Here is a 17,593-nt window from a genome sequence, read left to right on the forward strand (position 1 = left end):
CCGGATGCCCTGAATGCCGCCATCAACATAATGGAAGCTAATCCAGACAGGCTGATCCATCGCAATTCGTTCAATATCGCGGCAATGAGCTTCGATCCGGAAATGTTATATTCGGCCATAAGGAAGCATTATCCGGATTTTGAGATGGAATACGATGTCGACCCTTTGAAGCAGGCGATTGCCGATTCATGGCCCAACTCCCTGGATGATACCTGCGCCCGCCAGGAGTGGGATTGGAGACCTGAATATGATCTGGAGAAGATGACCGCTGATATGATAAATGTACTCAGAGAAAGGGAAGTGCATTTGATCTGAAAATAAGATAGACAGGAAGTATGTATTCTATTTGCATGCTTCCTGTTCTCTATAAATCTTATTCTTCTATACTGAAACTGACAAAGGCAAAGCGTTTGCTGTCCGGCGCCCATGAGTTTACATTAAAAGTACCCTGTCCGCCGAATAATTTGATTAAGGTCTGCGGTTCACCCCCCGTTGCAGGGACCATCCGTATTTCTACATGTTTGTAGCGGAGATGTTCGTGTGGTTCGAGATCCCCTTTCCGGTATGCGATGTACACGATATTCTTACCATCCGGAGACAAGTGTGGGAACCAGGAGTTGCGATCTTCATCGAACGTTGTCTGCGTTTGCTCGTTACCATTGGTTTTCATCCGCCATATCTGCATCAACCCGGTACGCATGGAGTTGAACCAGATATATTCGCCATCGGGAGAATATTCGGGTCCGTCATTTAGTCCTTCCGAAGCTGTAAGGCGGGTTTCATTGGTTCCGTCAATGGAAATTGTATATACATCCATTTCTCCGTTGCGGTTGGCACAATAGGTAAGCATCTTTCCATCCGGACTCCATCCGTGCATATAGCTTGGCAGGGAAGGTGTGACCTGTTTCGGCTCTCCACCGTCGCCCGGTAATACGAATATTGTGGGGCGTCCGTCCGGTAATGAGCGGTGGCTAATTGCCATTAATTTCCCATCCGGTGATATCAGATGGTCGTTGTTGCATTTTGTGGCGAAGCCTGTATCAATTAATTCCGGCTCTCCGGAAGAATCTGCCGGTAGTTTATATATCAGGCCTTCACTGTTATATATCAGGTATTTGCCATCAGGAGTCCAGTCGGGAGCTTCTATGAGGTAAGGAAACTCTTTCACGATGGTTCGTTCCCCTGTAGTGATGTCATATATCTCAAGGATACTGGTTACTTTGGACGGTTCGGTTTGTTGTGGCTGCATAATGTTATAGTTAGGTATTTTTCCGATAGATGATTATTCCAGATACAATAGCTTTATTGCAAGATAGCAAAGGACAATTAGCATGGCGTATATTATCGGCGTGGTAATAACCGTGGCTATCGCTATATGAAGCTTTTTAGGCTTCTCAGGTCTTGCTCTTCCTTTAAATATGCGCCAGCAGATACACCATACGGGCATGGCAATCACAAGTAAGGCTATTATGGCGCCAGAGCCAAAGCCTAAAGAAAATCCGCCGTAAGGGTCGATATTTATATCCATAGTTCAGATGTTTGTTTTAGTTCAGGTCTACAACAGTAATACCTGTACCTCCGAATTGTACATGCTCATCCTGATAGTTGTGAACTCCCGGTACTGTACGCAGGTAGTCCCGTATGATTTGACGCAGTGCTCCCGTGCCCGTACCGTGCAGAATACGTACGCGGGATACGCCTACAAGTATGGCGTCATCAATGAAATACATAACGGCCTGCAAGGCTTCATCGCCACGCATGCCACGCACGTCTATATCCTGTTTGAAGTTGAGTTTCTTCTCGCGCATATCATCGCTTACGGCAGCGCTGACAAGTGTACTCTTCGAATCGCGTTTGACCTGATTCTTACTTATATATTCCAATGTATCCAGTTTGGCTGTCGATTTTATCATCCCGAAAGCTACCGTTGCATTTCCTCTTTGTATATCGAGTACCTGTCCTATGGATGTTTGCCCTTTTATACGGACATTGTCGCCAATCGCAATTGTTTGTAGCTTAGGTTTTTCCGTGACTTTCTCTTTCTGCTTCTTGTTTTTCTCCTTGTCTTTTAGTTTCTGTATTTTACGGATAATCTTGTCGTCGGAGAAGTTGTCTTCATCGTCCAGCGTCGATTTGAATTCACTCAAAGCCTGCCGCGCCTGTTTCGTTTTCTCCTTATCGGCCTGTGATTCGCGGATGGTGCGTATAGTATTCTCAATTCTGGCATTTGCCTCCGACATTATACGTTCAACGTCGGTTTTTGCCTGGCGGATGATTTCTTTCCGCTGTTTTTCTACTGCCAGCAGGTCGGTTTCGTAGGTCTCGGTAACTTCTTCGAGCCGTTTCTCTTTTTGACGGATGCTTTGCCGTTTGGTTTCCCAATAACGCTTGTCACGAACGATGTCTTGCAGGTATTTATCCATGTTGATATAATCACTGCCTACGATTTCCGAGGCATCGGCAATTACATCTTCCGGCAATCCTATCTTGCGTGCTATCTCTATGGCAAACGAACTGCCCGGATTCCCGATAGACAGGGTAAACAGAGGCTGCATCAGATGACGGTCGTATAACATAGCCCCGTTTATGACCCCTTTGTTCTCATTGGCAAAGTGTTTCAGATTCTGATAATGGGTGGTGATTACCCCGAAAGCTCCCCTCTCATTGAAACGTTTCAGGAGGGACTCGGCAATCGCCCCGCCTATCTGGGGTTCGGTACCTCCGCCAAATTCGTCAATGAGCAGGATGGTCTTTTTATCACAGTTCCTGACAAAGAATTTCATATTGGTCAGATGCGAACTGTATGTACTCAGATCGTTTTCGATCGATTGTTCGTCTCCTATGTCTATGAATATACGGTCGAATATCCCGACTTTGGAGTTTTCATCCAGAGGAATCGGTAAACCGCATTGTACCATATACTGGAGCAATCCGACTGTTTTCAGGCAAACGGACTTTCCTCCGGCATTCGGCCCTGAAATTATCAGCAGGCGGTTGTCTTCTTCCAGTTCTATATCGAGCGGTACTATTTGTTTATTCTGCTTACGGTGCGAGAGAAACAATAGCGGATGTTTTGCCCTGTACCAGCGTATCAATTGTTTATCTTCGATAGGAGGCTTGATGGCATTCAACTCGATGGAGAATGTAGCTTTAGCCCGGATGAAATCTATCATAGCCAGAAATTCATACGATTGCAGTATTTCAGGAACCAATGGGCGTAAAACATCAGTAAAAGCAATGAGTATTTTAATTATCTCGCGCCTTTCTTCGCTTTCCAACTCACGTATCCGGTTGTTTGCTTCCACTACCTCTGCCGGTTCTATAAAGACCGTTTTGCCCGAAGCGGATTCGTCATGCACTATGCCTTTGATTTTGCGTTTAAAGGCTGGGGCGACAGGGATAACCAGCCGTCCGTCGCGCATGGTAGGTGTTACATCCTTTTCTACCAGGCCTTCGCTTTGTGCCAGGCGTAATATCGCGTTGAGACTTTTGGATATGCCACCCGATATATGGGCTATGTCTTTCCGTATGCGGCTCAGTTCGGGTGACGCGTTATCTTTTATGCGTCCGAACTTATCCAGGATGTTGTCTATCTTGCTTATCAGTTGTGGAAATACGACTACCTCTCCAGCTAATGTATGTAGATAAGGGTAGGGTGTATTTTCTTCATCTTCTTTTTTCAGAAAGCTTACAATGTCCCTGATTGTCTGCAAGGAACGCCTTAAATCGAATAATGCATTTTCGTCTATCCACGTACCTTCTACTTTGACGTTTCGCAGCGATGGGCGCACGTCAAGGAAATAATTAGTTGGAAAATCATCTTCTTCCTGTGTGATTCGGATAAATTCTTCTGTCTGGGAAAGGCCTTCAGTAATAAATGTATAGCCGGAAGAAAAAGCCATGTTTCCTACTTTTTCCTCTCCCAGTGGACTCAGGCATCTAGCCGTGAGTAATTGGCGTATTTTGTCAAATCCTATTTTCGATTCGAAATTTTCTGGATATATCACGTTGTGTTCATTTTAGGTTGCAAAGATAGGAATTTTAGTTATAAGTTATAAGTTTAGGCATGGGACAAAGGTGCGAAAATCGGCAGTTATCATTGTTGATTGAATATTTACATTAATTAACCATATAATGTTAAAATCTGACATATCTGACACTTTTTTCACTATTTATATGGTATCTAATTTGTATATATTAACTAAATACAGTTAAAAGGTAACACTTATTTCAGTAAACAGTAAACAGTAAACAGTCAGCAGTTAACAACCCGTATCTTGTATCTCGTATCTTGTCTACTTGCAACCCGTAACTGCCCGAAGGGCGAAGTAACTCGTAACTATATCAAAAAAGTTACAAAAGTTACACTTTTTCCACTATTTTTTATCTGTTACTTTTTTCCCTCTCTGTAAGTCCCCCTTGGGGGATCTAGGGGGCCACTTCATTCTTTCAAAGAACTAACAGCTCCTCTCTATAGATAAACTTTTTCAAAAAGATTAAATTCCGTGTGTTTACCCTAAATTATGTCTTGCAAAATTTGCGGAATTAAAACAAAATTGTAATTTTACCGTTGTAAGAAGGGTGAATGAGATATTGAATTGTTATATATCTCATCCTTACGGCTTTATTTTTATGAGATTTGTTTATTGAATTTACAGACAGCCTTAGCTATTGAATTTGCCCTGATAAAATAGAAATATTTTTTTGCAAAATTACAGAAGATTACTACAGTATTTATCTACGTAAGTAAGCGGTGATTATGATTATTAAATTTGAATTAAGTTGTTTGTATCATTAAAATGATTATTGATATAATTCATATATGTATATATAAAACCAATGCGACAGAGACACAATCGGATATATTGGGCATTTATTACTCCGACGATGGTTTTTATTCTAAAAGATATGGTTTCATTTTCTGCTTGTGAAAGTGGATTTATGGGATTCGACCATTGAAGTATAACCTCTAAAGCATTGGTTTTTTTATGCATTTTAAATATTTCGGATGAAGCCTCTTCTTCTGGATATATTCCCGGATAAATAAAGAGCTCTTTTTTATATTCATTCTAAATAATACCTTAAAAAAGTTCTTTGTATCTGACAAAAAATACCCATCTTTGTAGCTCTATTATTAAATGAAAGATTGTTGGTATGCTTTTATCAGACCTGAGGACAGGGGAGAAAGGTGTTATTATACGCGTTAACGGTAGCGGGGCCTTTCGTAAGCGCATCATGGAGATGGGCTTTATTAAAGGGAAAACCATTAAAGTCATATTGAATGCTCCCTTAAAAGATCCGATCAAATATAAAATTATGGATTATGAAGTTTCCCTTCGCCGGAGCGAAGCGGGGCTTATTGAAGTAGTTTATCCTGAAATAAATAAAAAACAGGGGATTCTGACTCCCGAATCTTCTTGCAATGCAGGTTTGTCTGACGAAAATACGCCGGTAGAAGAACATTCTTCCAAAAATAAAAATAATCAGGTTAATAAGAAGGTTATAACCGTAGCTTTGGTCGGTAACCCGAATGCGGGGAAAACATCCTTGTTTAATATTGCGTCAGGGGCACATGAGCATGTCGGTAATTATGGGGGTGTGACGGTAGATTCGAAGGAGGGCCGCTTTAAACATGGCGGCTATACATTTAAGATAGTCGATTTGCCCGGTACATATTCTCTGTCGGCTTACACGCCGGAAGAACTTTATGTAAGGCGTCATATAGTGGAAGATAAGCCTGATGTTATAGTCAATATTGTGGCAGCTTCCAATCTGGAAAGGAATTTGTATCTGACAACCGAGCTGATAGATATGGAAGCCCCGGTGGTTGTCGCCTTGAATATGTATGATGAGTTGAAAGAAAGCGGAAGTGAATTCAACTATCAGAAGCTGTCGAAGATGATCGGTATTCCTATGGTGCCTACTGTGGCCAAGACCGGAGCAGGTATAGGCGAACTGTTCGATACGGTTATACGGATGCATGAAGATAAGGAGCCGACAGTCCGCCGCGTACATATATCATATGGCAATGTAATCGAGAATTCAATAAGCAGGCTTAATATAAAGCTTGAAAAAGATAAATCTTCCCGGCTTATTTTTCCACGCCGTTATATTTCAATAAAGTTATTGGAAAAGGATAAAGATATTGAGTCTTATGTATCTGCTGTTTCGGACAACGGGGATTTGTTCGCATCCAGAAACGCGGAAGTGAAGTATATTGAAGAAACCCTGAAGGAAGATGCGGAGTCGGCACTGACGAATGCCCGTTATGGGTTTATTGCCGGAGGATTGAAGGAAACCCTGAAGGAAAAAACGAACGAGTCGGACCGTACACGTATTATCGATTCTGTAGTTACACATAAATATCTGGGATTCCCTATATTTTTCTTTTTCATGTGGGTTATGTTCGAGTGTACATTCCGGTTAGGCGGATACCCGATGGAGTGGATCGAGAACGGAGTTGCCATATTGGGCGATTTTATACGCGGAACCATGCCTGAGGGTATGCTCAAAGATTTGGTTGTAGATGGCATTATCGGAGGAGTAGGAGGGGTAATTGTCTTCCTGCCTAATATTTTAATATTGTATGCTTTCATCTCATTCATGGAGGATTCGGGCTATATGGCCCGGGCAGCCTTTATTATGGACAAGGTGATGCATAAAATGGGATTGCACGGGAAATCGTTTATCCCTCTGGTCATGGGTTTCGGGTGTAATGTGCCTGCTATTCTGGCTACACGTACTATCGAGAGTCGCAACAGCCGTATGATAACGATGCTTATCAATCCGTTCATGTCATGTAGTGCACGCTTACCGGTTTACTTGCTTTTCGTGGGCGTATTTTTCAAGCCATATGCGAGTTTTGTCCTTTTCGGACTTTATTTTACCGGTATATTGCTTGCTGTGGTATCGGCCCGGTTGTTTAAGAAATTCCTGTTTCCGAAAGAAGATACTCCATTTGTGATGGAGTTGCCCCCGTATCGTATGCCTACGTTGCGAGCCGTATCTATTCATATGTGGGATAAATCGCGGCAATATCTGAGGAAGATGGGAGGAGTTATCCTGATAGCATCTATTATTATCTGGTTTTTAGGATATTTCCCCCGGGATAAAGAACGTGAAATGTTGTTTGATAATCAGATATCCAAAGTGGAGGCTCGATTCGGTGAAAATGAGATAAATGAAGAACAGAAGGCCGGATTGATAGAAGAAGTGGAAGACCAGCGTAATATTGCACATCAGGAAGAATCGTATATAGGGCGTGTAGGAAAAACGATAGAGCCGGTGATGCGGCCTTTAGGTTTCGATTGGAAAATAAGTGTGAGCCTGCTTTCCGGTATGGCGGCCAAAGAGGTGGTTGTGAGTACTCTGGGGGTTTTATATACAGGGGACTCTGAGAACCAGGAATCCCTGGAGGCTCGTCTTGTCAATGATACCCAGGCCGATGGTGCACCCACTTTTACGCCATTGGTAATTGTCAGTTTGTTACTTTTTGTGTTGATTTACTTTCCATGTGTCGCAACTATTGCTGCAATAAAGGAAGAATCCGGATCATGGAAATGGGGCATTTTCAGTATCATTTATACCACTTTACTGGCGTGGATAATCTCATTTTTAGTTTATCAGATTGGAAGTATGTTGTAGATTGTGCTCTTTTTATTTTGATTTGACAGTAAATCTGTATATTTTGTAATTATAGTGTCAAAAAGAATGAATGTTGGTTTCTCTTTAGTATTTATGGAAAAATGAGCAGGAAAAGTGTTAAAATGAACTTTTAATCAACTTTTTATAAACATATTTTTAGGGCATACTTGCCATTACTCCTGTCGCATCCTTTCAAAATAACATATATTTAACTAAAATGTAATAATTGTTATCTGCTTTTTTATTTGTTTGACTTTGAATGCTTTCATATTGTTATATTTTATATAAATTATTTCAAAATTTTTTTTTTCGTGAAAATTGTCTAAATTTGCATATCAAAAAGCAAACTGATGCTAAAAAGCCCAATATGGTATTAAATTGTTAATTTGATGTAAGACAAGAATAATTGCTTTTATTATTTTAATTAAAAAGTGTTTGTAGAAAGTTGGGTTTGTATGTTGTTTTAATTTTTAATAAAGTAGTGTTTGTATGAAGAAAAGAGTGATGTTAATTCTATCCTGCTTATTTCTAAGTTTAGGATTTATCGTTGCGCAAACAACTAGGATAGCCGGTACTGTGGTTGACAGTAACGGTGAACCTGTTATTAGCGCTTCTGTAGTAGTGAAAGGGACTACCGTCGGTACAGTAACTGACCTGGATGGTAAATTCTCTATTAATGTGCCTGAAGGAAGAAATACCCTGGTGTTTACATTAGTGGGGATGAAGACCCTGGAGCTGAAAATGTCTCAGGATATGAGAGTTGTAATGGAGAATGACGAGCATGTGTTGCAGGATGTTGTTATTACTGCTCTAGGTGTTGCTAGAGATAAAAAAACACTTGGATACTCAGTCTCCTCTATTAAGGGTGATGATATCGCCAATTCGAAAGTTCTTAATCCGATGTCTGCGCTTCAGGGTAAGGTCTCCGGGGTAGAGGTTTCTTCATCCGGAACTCCGGGCGGAACACAGAATGTAACTATCCGTGGATTCAACTCTTTTGAGAATAACCAGCCTTTGTATGTGGTAGACGGTATTCCCCTTACCAATAAACAGAATCAGTCGGGAAGTATTTCCGGAGGAGTGAATACGCTGAATAGCCAGGCCGATTTCGGTTCGGGTATTAATGCATTGAATCCAAATGATATTGAGAGTATAACCGTGTTGAAAGGTTCTGCTGCGTCAGCTTTGTATGGTTCGCGTGCAGCCCAGGGAGTTATCATGATTACGACTAAGTCGGGTAAAGATACCAACGGGAAACTGAGAATAGAATATAACGGTGGTATAACTCTTCAGCAAATCGGACGTCTGCCGGACGAACAAACAATGTTTGGACAAGGTTGGAGCGCAGACCGTGCGTTGGACGAAAACGGGAACTGGGGCGCTCGCTTCGATGGTAAAGACAGAGTTTGGGGTAATGTAGTGGATAATAGCCAGAAACTAAAACCTTATGTGTATCTGAAAGATCGTATCCGTGATTTCTACGATATGGGCTTCGGTTATGAAAATTCACTTTCATTGAGTGGTGGTACAGCACAGACCCTATATCATCTTTCGGTATCCCAGAATTACCTGGACGGTCCTATACCAACTAATACAGATTCCTACAATCGCTTTACTGTAGCATCGAATGCATCGCACAAAGCAGGCAAATTGCTGATTAGTTCATCGTTTAATGCCAGCGTAGAAAAAAACCGGGTGTCGCCTACAGGACAGGACAATTCGATATATCGTTCATTGAGTGAAATCGCTACTGATATTTCTATTGTCGATTTGAAAGATTACAACGATAAATTCAATAATCTGGATAATTATTTTACTCCATACGGTCTAAATCCGTATTTTATTTTAGATGCTAAAGAAGCGATTCAGCGAAAATATAAGTTTTTCGGAAAAGTACAACTTGATTACGATTTGCTAAGTAACCTCAAACTGACCTACAGATTTGGTGGCGACTATGAAACAGCTACTGCCGATATGCATTTTGATGCAGTTTCTTTTAGTGACGGTTCTATTAATGCCGCAAGGAAAGGACCTGCAAGTCCGGGTAGCTATTCACAGGACAAAAGGGATTACCTTCAGGTGAATCATGACTATTTTGCTACATTTAATGACCGGTTCGACGATTTTTCAATGAATGTAATTGCCGGAGGAAATGCGAACGAACAAAAGGAGACTCGCCTTTATGGGTCAATTTCTTCAATTGACGTCCCTGGTTTTTATCATTTATCGAACACGCTTACTCCGGCCGTTGCAGAGCAAAACAGTGAGCGTTACCGTATTTTAGGCGCTTACGTTAATGCGGACTTCGGATATCAGGATTACCTTTACCTGACGCTTACAGCCCGTAACGACTGGTCATCGGCTTTGCCTAAAGAGAATAATTCCTTCTTTTACCCGGCAGCTATGTTGAGTTTTATCGTTACCGATTTCATGAAACAGAAAAATATTAATACAGGTCCGCTTGACTTTGTGAAGACCAGGTTGTCTTACGGACGGACAGGTAAAGATACAAGGCCTTATAGGGTATTTAATAGGTTTTTGGCAGCAACAGCGACTAACCCGGGTTTTCCGGAAATTGACGATTTGAAATTTCCATTGGGGGGTGTCAATGCTTATACGATTTCCAATAGAGCCGGGAATCCGAATTTAAAACCTGAGTTGACGGACGAGTTTGAGATTGGTTTTGAAAGTTCTTTCTTCAACCAACGGGTAGGTGTCGACTTTTCGTATTATAATAAATTAACAAAAGGTCTGATTGCAAGAATGCTTATTGATCCGTTGACCGGTTATACTGAACAATATGCTAATATAGGTGATGTCCGTAACAGCGGGATCGAACTTTCCCTCTCATTGGTTCCTGTAAAAACCAAAGATTTCCAATGGAATATCATGTATAACTTTACTAAAAACAATAATAAAGTAGAAAAACTGATTGTGCCGGAGGTTTCTTTGTCGGGATTGGGCGGAATGGGTATCTACGCTATCGAAGGCAAGCCGCTTGGACAGTTCAAAAGCCAAAAGGCGATGACTGTAGACTATAATGGAGTGGAAAGCATTGTAGTAGATGGAGTCGGAAATCCTCAGCCAACTCCTGATGATGTTTATTTGAATAAGGATATTAATGAAAAATTCCGTATGGGATTGACAAATACCTTTACATGGAAAGACTTTTCCCTGTCGGCGACATTGGATTTCCGTTACGGAGGGTATATTTATTCTTATACCAAGGATTATATGCATTGGATAGGTAGTGGCCCTGAAACGGCTTACAACGATCGTAATCCTTTTATTATACCTAACTCGGTGGTATCTAATGGTGACGGGACTTATAGTGAAAATACGACACCAGTCGATCCGACAGGCCTGCATACATTCTATAGTAACGGTGGATTCCAATATACCGATTTTGCAGTTATCGACCGCTCATACCTGAAACTTCGTAATGTAAGCCTGGCTTATCAATTGCCGAAAAAAGTCTGTGAAATGCTTAGGGTTTCTTCTCTGCGGCTTTCAGCGACAGCATCTAATATCCTGTTATGGACTCCGAAAGAAAATATGTATATTGATCCGGAAATAACTACCTGGGGTAGCGATATCAGTTCTAAAGTCGGAGAATTCGCATCTACGCCTCCGTATCAATCGTATGTATTCGGACTACAACTTTCATTTTAAAAGCGATTAAACAGTAAAGAATATGAAAAGAAAATTATTAATTATATTATCAGCTATCTTCTTGTTATTCACAAACGGATGTAGCGATTATCTGGATATCAATCACGACCCGAACGCGTTAGCGGAAGTGCCGTCGGCAAAAGCATTGCTCCCCGCTACACAAATGGGTATCGCCAATAATCTGATGGGATGGGATTTCGGTTTTGGAGGAGGTTTCTGGGTAGAATACTGGACACAGGCCTACACGGCTTCCCAATTTAAATCATTGTGCGAATATCTGCCTCAGGAATTCAATACATCTTATCAGTCCTTGGCTAGCCAGCCGTTGCCCGATCTGGAGTATATTAAGGCAGATACAAGAGTGGGTAGCAACAAAGGATATTATTTCGTTGCAGAAGTTTTATCGATCTTTACCTGGCAAGTCATTACCGATGTATGGGGTGATATGCCATATTCCGAAACTTTAAAAGGGGCTGAGGGCGTTTTACATCCAAAGCAGGACAAGCAAGAGGATATATATGCTGACTTATTAAAGAGGATAGATAATCTGCTGGCGGTTGATTTAAGCGAATCTTCTATTGACGGAACTTATGATTATATATATAAAGGAGATTTGGATAAATGGTATCAATTTGCCAGTGCGTTGAAGTTGAAGTTAATGATACGCCTGTCTGAAACCTCACTGTATGATAATACAAAGACTTTGAGCTTTATTCAAAATGCAAGTTTACTGACATCGAGTGCTAAAATACCCGGAACCATCTGGGAAGACGATAAGGAAGGCAAACGTCATCCGATGCGCGAATTTCAGCAAGGTGGCGCCAGCTATTTTTCGACAAATGTAATTGCATGTAAAACATTTTTTGATTATTTGAGTACAAATGAAGATCCTCGTTTGAGTAAATTGTTTTCAGGGTCGAAAGCTGCATTCTTCGGCGATTTCGACTCGAAGCAAGATTCTGACGGAAACGGTACTACAGATGATAAGGAAACATATGCGACCGTTGTTTTTGGAGCAAATATGGATTTGATGTTGATGTCGGATTGGGAAGTGTATTTTTACATGGCAGAAGTGTATGCACGTGCCGGATCTGCTCAAGCTAAGGATTTTTATGAAGCCGGAGTAAAGGCTTCGCTGACTCAACATGGTATTACCGATTTCAAAATACTGGAAACAGGCTATGCCAAATGGACCGGAGGTAATACAGAAGCCCAGATAAAACAAATTGCCATGCAGAAATGGGTCGCCAATTGTAATTATCAGCATCTGGAATCGTTTTTGGAACGTAACCGGACTAAATATCCTTCAGTAAGCGAAATTGATATCGTTGCTGACCGTGCTGGCGCATGGATTAATTTTCCTGTGGGTAATCTGACAATCTCAGTCAGAGGAAGAGCTTTATTGGGTGGTAATTTACCTGCCTCTCCTTTGTATCCTTCATCTTATAGAGACAGGAATAATAATGCCCCTTCACAGAAACCAAATGTAGGAGTAAAAGTGTGGTGGAATCAAAAACAAGGTAAGTAATTGTAAAAAATGAAGAGTATGAAATTATTATATAAATATAGTCTGATAATCGCTTCTGCATTTCTCCTTTTCTCCTGCGATAAAGAGACAGAAGATATTTCAAAAATCACCTATTACTGTGAGTTGGATCTCAAAGGCGATGCTGTTGAATTTGTATCGTTAGGGGGAGCTTATACCGAATCGGGATGGGTTGCAACGGAAAATGGAGAGGATATTACAGATAAAGTAGCTGTCTCAGGTGCTGTAAATCCGCAAACACCCGGTGTTTATAATTTAGTTTATTCGGTAAATAACTCGGATGGATATCCAACGTCGGCTGTGCGTAAGGTAATTGTTTATGATACAACACCTTCGGTTATAGCAACAGGTCTCTATCATGTAGATGCTTCAAGTAGTCGTAGTGCATTGGGTGGCGCGGCAGGATCACCTGCTACGGAATTTAAAACAGAGCCGCCTATAACAATTTATCAGACAGCGCCCGGGAAATTTTATATATCCGATTTGTTTGGCGGGTACTATAGTATTGGACGCGGTTATGGTGCGGCATATGATATATCTGGTATTGTTGCATTTGATGGCACCGATTTTTCTTTAGTAAGCAGTAATGTGACACCTTGGAAGGATAAGCATACAGCCGTAAGAGGAACTTACAATGAAGAAACAAAAACATTAGTACTTCAGGTTGACTATTCATCCTTTACGTTTCACCTGAACATTGTCGAAAATCAATAACAACGTATAAAATATGAGAAATTTAGGATATATAATAAGTGCTTTCATTTGCATGGCTTTAACATCGTGCTTGGAAGAAAAAGATAACTGGTATACAGAAACTGCAGCGTTGGATGGCCGCTATGTTGTAGCAACAAAATGTGCAGAATATTCTTCTGATGATACTCCTATCGAAGATGGAATTGAAGCTATGATTTATAATTCCGCAGCTAATGTGAAAGATGAAATCTGGATTGAATCGCATGTTGCAGGTGAAGCAGTGAAAGGTAAATTTAAAATAACAGGCGATGCATCCGATTTTAAAGGAGTGGCTGCAGAAGTTGTGAATGTAAATACCGGATCGCTTTTGATTGATACGGATAAGGGTTTATTTCCATTTACCGATGCTTATGCAGACGAATTCAGGGTACCTACAGCAGCAGGACAATTGAATGACGGTGTTCAATTATATACTCGTGTAACATTGGTTGAGGGAAAAGTTATACCAAAAGGTGCTACTACTATTGGCGGAAATGTATCGGACAGCGTTTATATAAAAATGGTAATGCATCATGATTATATTCAATTCATCAGTTATCTGCTGCCTGATGAAGAATGGGAAGATCCTGATGTGCCTGAATATGGCTGGCAAAAGAAAGAGGGAAGCAATACACCAGCCGATATTGATGGTTGGGATGAAACGTGGACACTATCCGGTTATCGTTACACAGGATATCCGGAAGATGCTACCCATTAATTTCGTTGGTCTTAAGGAATTATTGTAATTTATTACAGAATCATAAATATCTAAACAGCAGCAAGGTTGGCCTTGCTGCTGTTTTGTATTTAGATGTTTTTATTTCTTTTAACCCACAATTTACCTCTTATTCCGCTTTTCTTATATAACTTTGTATTCAGAAACGGAGGAAAATAAGATATGTTTCAAGAAATAATAGTTGGTATAATCGGACTTTGTGTAGCCGTAATGGTTACCTATAAAGTATATGGCTTTTTCTTTTCAAAGAATGAACAAAAAGGAAGTTGCGGATGTTCAAATTGTGGATGCAGCACAAAACAGAAGTCAGTGAAATATTGATTTATTATTTGCATATTTAGATTATTCTACCTATATTTGATATAGAAAATGAAACGAAGCTTAGTCTAAGTCGTGTTGGTCGATTGGGAAGCTCATCAATTAATAAAATACCCGAGACAAGCTTTTGATTCTAATGGCGGGCCACACCTCCGGGTTGCTTAGCACGGTGGATTACAAAGGGATCGAAGCGCTCAAATCCTGTTTTACGGAGTTTCGGCTATATCCACCAATACGACTTTTATATACAAAGGGAATTATCCGGTAAGGGTGATTCCCTTTGATTTTTCATTGACTTCCCTTTTTTTATGACAGAAAGTATTCATCTATATTTCGAATTGTAACAGGCATTGGTAGTTATATTTAGCCAAAGCAACGAAATAGCCTGGGGCTTTATTCACATTTTCTTTATGTTATATTTTCTTTTATTCTACCTATTAATTGTATATTTGTAGCCGAATAATGTTGATTGTTGTTATTTAGAAAAGATAAATATGAACACTTTAGAAAAACTGACCGCTGAGAAGCTTCTCAGCATCAGAGCCATCAAACTACAGCCTTCCAATCCATTTACATGGGCTTCGGGCTGGAAATCACCTATCTATTGTGATAATCGAAAGCTGATATCGTATCCCAGGATACGCACATTTATAAAAATCGAACTTAGCCGTTTGATTATAGAGAACTTTCCGGAAGTAGATGCAATCGCGGGAGTTGCTACAGGTGCTATTGCTCCGGGAGCATTGGTAGCCGATGCTTTAGGCTTGCCATTTGTATATATTCGTTCAACACCGAAAGATCATGGATTGGAAAATCTGATTGAAGGCGAATTGAAACCCGGAAGTAAAGTAGTTGTAGTCGAAGATCTTGTATCTACCGGTTCCAGTAGCTTGAAAGCTGTAGAAGCTATTCGTCGTGATAGTTCCGATGTTATCGGCATGGTCGCCAATTTCACTTATGGTTTCCCTATTGCTGCGGAGAAGTTTAATGCTGCAGGAGTTCAGTTATTGACATTGACCAACTATGATGCAGTTTTAACCGAAGCTCTGAGGATAGACTATATTGCCGAATCCGATCTTGAAACTCTGCAGGAATGGAGAAAAGCTCCTGCCGATTGGAAATAAACTGATGAAAATTGCATGACAGAATTTGTTAGTGAGATAAAGACGATCCCACATTCTGATGCGGATGTCTATACTGTGCTTTCCGATCTGAACAATCTGGAATTAGCCAAAAATATAATACCTCAGGATAAAGTCAAAGATTTTACTTTCGATACCGATTCATGTACTGTATCTGTCGATCCTGTAGGTAAGATCAGATTTGTAGTGGTAGAACGCGAACCTAATAAGACAATTAAGTTTCAGGCAGAGCAATTACCTTTCGGAGTGACCATGTGGATACAATTAGTTCCAATCAATGGTGCTGAAACTAAAATGAAACTAACCATAAAAGCGGACCTGAATCCATTTCTGAAACCAATGGTTAGTAAACCGTTACAAGCCGGATTGGATAAAGTGGCGGAAGGTTTGGCCGGATTGCCTTATAATGATATTTTGAATAAAGGAACAATAGTATAACGGATGAAACTTTGGGAAAAAAGTGTTCAGGTAAATAAAGATGTAGAGTCTTATACGGTAGGGCATGATCGTGAATTAGATATATATCTGGCTCCATATGATGTACTCGGTTCTATGGCTCATATTACAATGCTTGAGTCTATCGGATTGCTTACCAAAGATGAATTATCGGTTCTTCTTAAAGAATTAAGAGAGATTTATGAAATTGCAATTGCCGGCAACTTTGAGATAGAGGACGGTATTGAAGACGTACACTCGCAAGTAGAACTGATGCTTACCCGTAAATTAGGGGATATCGGAAAAAAGATACATAGCGGGCGTTCCCGCAACGATCAGGTGCTGGTTGATTTGAAACTCTTCACAAGGGATCAGATCCATATGCTTGTTGATTCGGTAACCGCTTTAATAGATGTTCTCCTTACCCAAAGTGAAAAATATAAAGATGTCCTGATGCCGGGATATACTCATTTGCAAATTGCGATGCCGTCGTCATTCGGATTATGGTTCGGTGCCTATGCCGAAAGTCTGGTAGATGATCTGCAATTGCTTCTGGCGGCATATAAAATATGTAACCGGAATCCTTTGGGTTCAGCCGCCGGATATGGTTCGTCATTCCCTCTGAACAGGCAAATGACGACAGACCTGCTGGGTTTTGATTCTATGGACTATAATGTGATATACGCTCAAATGGGACGAGGAAAGATGGAACGTATAGTGTCATTTGCCATAGCAAGTATAGCAGGCACATTATCAAAACTTTCATATGATGCCTGTTTGTATAACAGCCAGAATTTCGGATTTATCAAGCTGGCAGATGAATATACTACAGGATCGAGTATTATGCCTCATAAGAAGAATCCTGATGTATTTGAACTTACACGTGCTAAATGCAATAAGTTGCAGGCATTACCTAATGATATAACACTGATTATAAACAATCTTCCTTCAGGATATTTCCGTGATTTGCAGATCATCAAAGAATTGTTTATCCCTTCGTTCGGGGAGATGAATGATTGTTTGCACATGGTAGCGCGTATGATGAATGAAGTAAAGATAAATGAGGATATCCTCAATGATCCCAAATATCTGCTCATATTCAGTGTAGAAGAGGTGAACAGGCTTGTGCTGAAAGGTGTGCCTTTCCGCGATGCTTATAAACAGGTCGGCTTAGATATTGAGGAGGGAAACTTCGCTCATGATAAGAAAGTGAACCATACACATGAAGGTAGCATAGGTAATTTATACAACGATCATATAGATTTGTTGAAACAACAGATTATCAATCAGTTCGATTTTAGTAAAGTAATGTCGGCAGAACAGGCATTGCTGGATTTCATCAATTAAACCCCAATATTATAAGAAAGA

Annotated in this window: 11 protein-coding genes and 1 pseudogene; 9 read left to right on the forward strand and 3 right to left on the reverse strand. The window is 40.5% G+C overall.

From position 1 onward, the window contains the following. Positions 1 to 315, forward strand: a pseudogene (locus ACFO6W_RS12745) (L-threonine 3-dehydrogenase); the annotation flags it as partial. 58 nt (positions 316 to 373) lie between these two features. Here ACFO6W_RS12745 and ACFO6W_RS12750 read toward each other — a convergent pair. From ACFO6W_RS12750 to ACFO6W_RS12760, 3 genes are read right to left on the reverse strand one after another with little or no spacing between them, the layout of a single operon-like run. Then, entirely contained in the window at positions 374 to 1,249 is an 876-nt protein-coding gene (locus tag ACFO6W_RS12750) for a TolB family protein (protein WP_379996988.1), read from the reverse strand. 33 nt (positions 1,250 to 1,282) lie between these two features. Beyond that, positions 1,283 to 1,528, reverse strand: a complete 246-nt coding sequence (locus ACFO6W_RS12755) for a hypothetical protein (RefSeq protein WP_379996990.1) — start codon at positions 1,526 to 1,528, stop codon at positions 1,283 to 1,285. Between the two features lie 16 nt (positions 1,529 to 1,544). Continuing rightward, a complete protein-coding gene (locus ACFO6W_RS12760; RefSeq protein WP_379996992.1) occupies positions 1,545 to 4,007 on the reverse strand; it encodes an endonuclease MutS2 in 2,463 nt (820 codons plus the stop codon). A 1,147-nt stretch (positions 4,008 to 5,154) separates the two neighbouring features. Here ACFO6W_RS12760 and feoB point away from each other — a divergent pair. From feoB to argH, 8 genes are all read left to right on the forward strand, one after another. Then, entirely contained in the window at positions 5,155 to 7,644 is a 2,490-nt protein-coding gene (gene feoB / locus ACFO6W_RS12765) for a ferrous iron transport protein B (protein ID WP_379996994.1), read from the forward strand. 489 nt (positions 7,645 to 8,133) lie between these two features. Next, positions 8,134 to 11,316 carry a SusC/RagA family TonB-linked outer membrane protein gene (locus tag ACFO6W_RS12770; protein WP_379996996.1) on the forward strand — a complete coding sequence of 1,061 codons (3,183 nt, stop codon included), beginning with the start codon at positions 8,134 to 8,136 and terminating at the stop codon, positions 11,314 to 11,316. Between the two features lie 22 nt (positions 11,317 to 11,338). After that, a complete protein-coding gene (locus ACFO6W_RS12775; RefSeq protein WP_379996998.1) occupies positions 11,339 to 12,844 on the forward strand; it encodes a SusD/RagB family nutrient-binding outer membrane lipoprotein in 1,506 nt (501 codons plus the stop codon). Between the two features lie 18 nt (positions 12,845 to 12,862). Next, complete coding sequence (locus ACFO6W_RS12780) at positions 12,863 to 13,576, forward strand: BT_2262 family domain-containing protein (protein ID WP_379997000.1); 714 nt, start codon at positions 12,863 to 12,865, stop codon at positions 13,574 to 13,576. A gap of 13 nt (positions 13,577 to 13,589) precedes the next feature. Further along, a complete protein-coding gene (locus tag ACFO6W_RS12785; protein ID WP_379997002.1) occupies positions 13,590 to 14,312 on the forward strand; it encodes a lipid-binding protein in 723 nt (240 codons plus the stop codon). A gap of 830 nt (positions 14,313 to 15,142) precedes the next feature. Beyond that, positions 15,143 to 15,772: an orotate phosphoribosyltransferase gene (pyrE, locus tag ACFO6W_RS12790; RefSeq protein WP_379997004.1), complete on the forward strand. Its 630-nt coding sequence runs from the start codon at positions 15,143 to 15,145 to the stop codon at positions 15,770 to 15,772. Positions 15,773 to 15,787: 15 nt separating this feature from the next. Beyond that, positions 15,788 to 16,228, forward strand: coding sequence for an SRPBCC family protein (locus ACFO6W_RS12795; protein ID WP_379997006.1), 441 nt, complete (start codon positions 15,788 to 15,790; stop codon positions 16,226 to 16,228). Between the two features lie 3 nt (positions 16,229 to 16,231). Continuing rightward, complete coding sequence (gene argH, locus ACFO6W_RS12800; protein WP_379997008.1) at positions 16,232 to 17,572, forward strand: argininosuccinate lyase; 1,341 nt, start codon at positions 16,232 to 16,234, stop codon at positions 17,570 to 17,572. Positions 17,573 to 17,593: the final 21 nt, after the last annotated feature.

Source organism: Dysgonomonas termitidis, assembly GCF_042654545.1.
Classification (GTDB): Bacteria; Bacteroidota; Bacteroidia; order Bacteroidales; family Dysgonomonadaceae; genus Dysgonomonas; species Dysgonomonas termitidis.

What these genes read in the sequence shown, in the direction of transcription:
- ACFO6W_RS12795 (WP_379997006.1), top strand. Translation starts at nt 15,788, where the DNA reads ATGACAGAATTTGTTAGTGAGATAAAGACGATCCCACATTCTGATGCG.
- argH (WP_379997008.1), top strand. Translation starts at nt 16,232, where the DNA reads ATGAAACTTTGGGAAAAAAGTGTTCAGGTAAATAAAGATGTAGAGTCT.
- pyrE (WP_379997004.1), top strand. Translation starts at nt 15,143, where the DNA reads ATGAACACTTTAGAAAAACTGACCGCTGAGAAGCTTCTCAGCATCAGA.
- ACFO6W_RS12750 (WP_379996988.1), bottom strand. Translation starts at nt 1,249, where the DNA reads ATGCAGCCACAACAAACCGAACCGTCCAAAGTAACCAGTATCCTTGAG.
- ACFO6W_RS12785 (WP_379997002.1), top strand. Translation starts at nt 13,590, where the DNA reads ATGAGAAATTTAGGATATATAATAAGTGCTTTCATTTGCATGGCTTTA.
- ACFO6W_RS12775 (WP_379996998.1), top strand. Translation starts at nt 11,339, where the DNA reads ATGAAAAGAAAATTATTAATTATATTATCAGCTATCTTCTTGTTATTC.
- ACFO6W_RS12780 (WP_379997000.1), top strand. Translation starts at nt 12,863, where the DNA reads ATGAAATTATTATATAAATATAGTCTGATAATCGCTTCTGCATTTCTC.
- ACFO6W_RS12770 (WP_379996996.1), top strand. Translation starts at nt 8,134, where the DNA reads ATGAAGAAAAGAGTGATGTTAATTCTATCCTGCTTATTTCTAAGTTTA.
- feoB (WP_379996994.1), top strand. Translation starts at nt 5,155, where the DNA reads ATGCTTTTATCAGACCTGAGGACAGGGGAGAAAGGTGTTATTATACGC.
- ACFO6W_RS12755 (WP_379996990.1), bottom strand. Translation starts at nt 1,528, where the DNA reads ATGGATATAAATATCGACCCTTACGGCGGATTTTCTTTAGGCTTTGGC.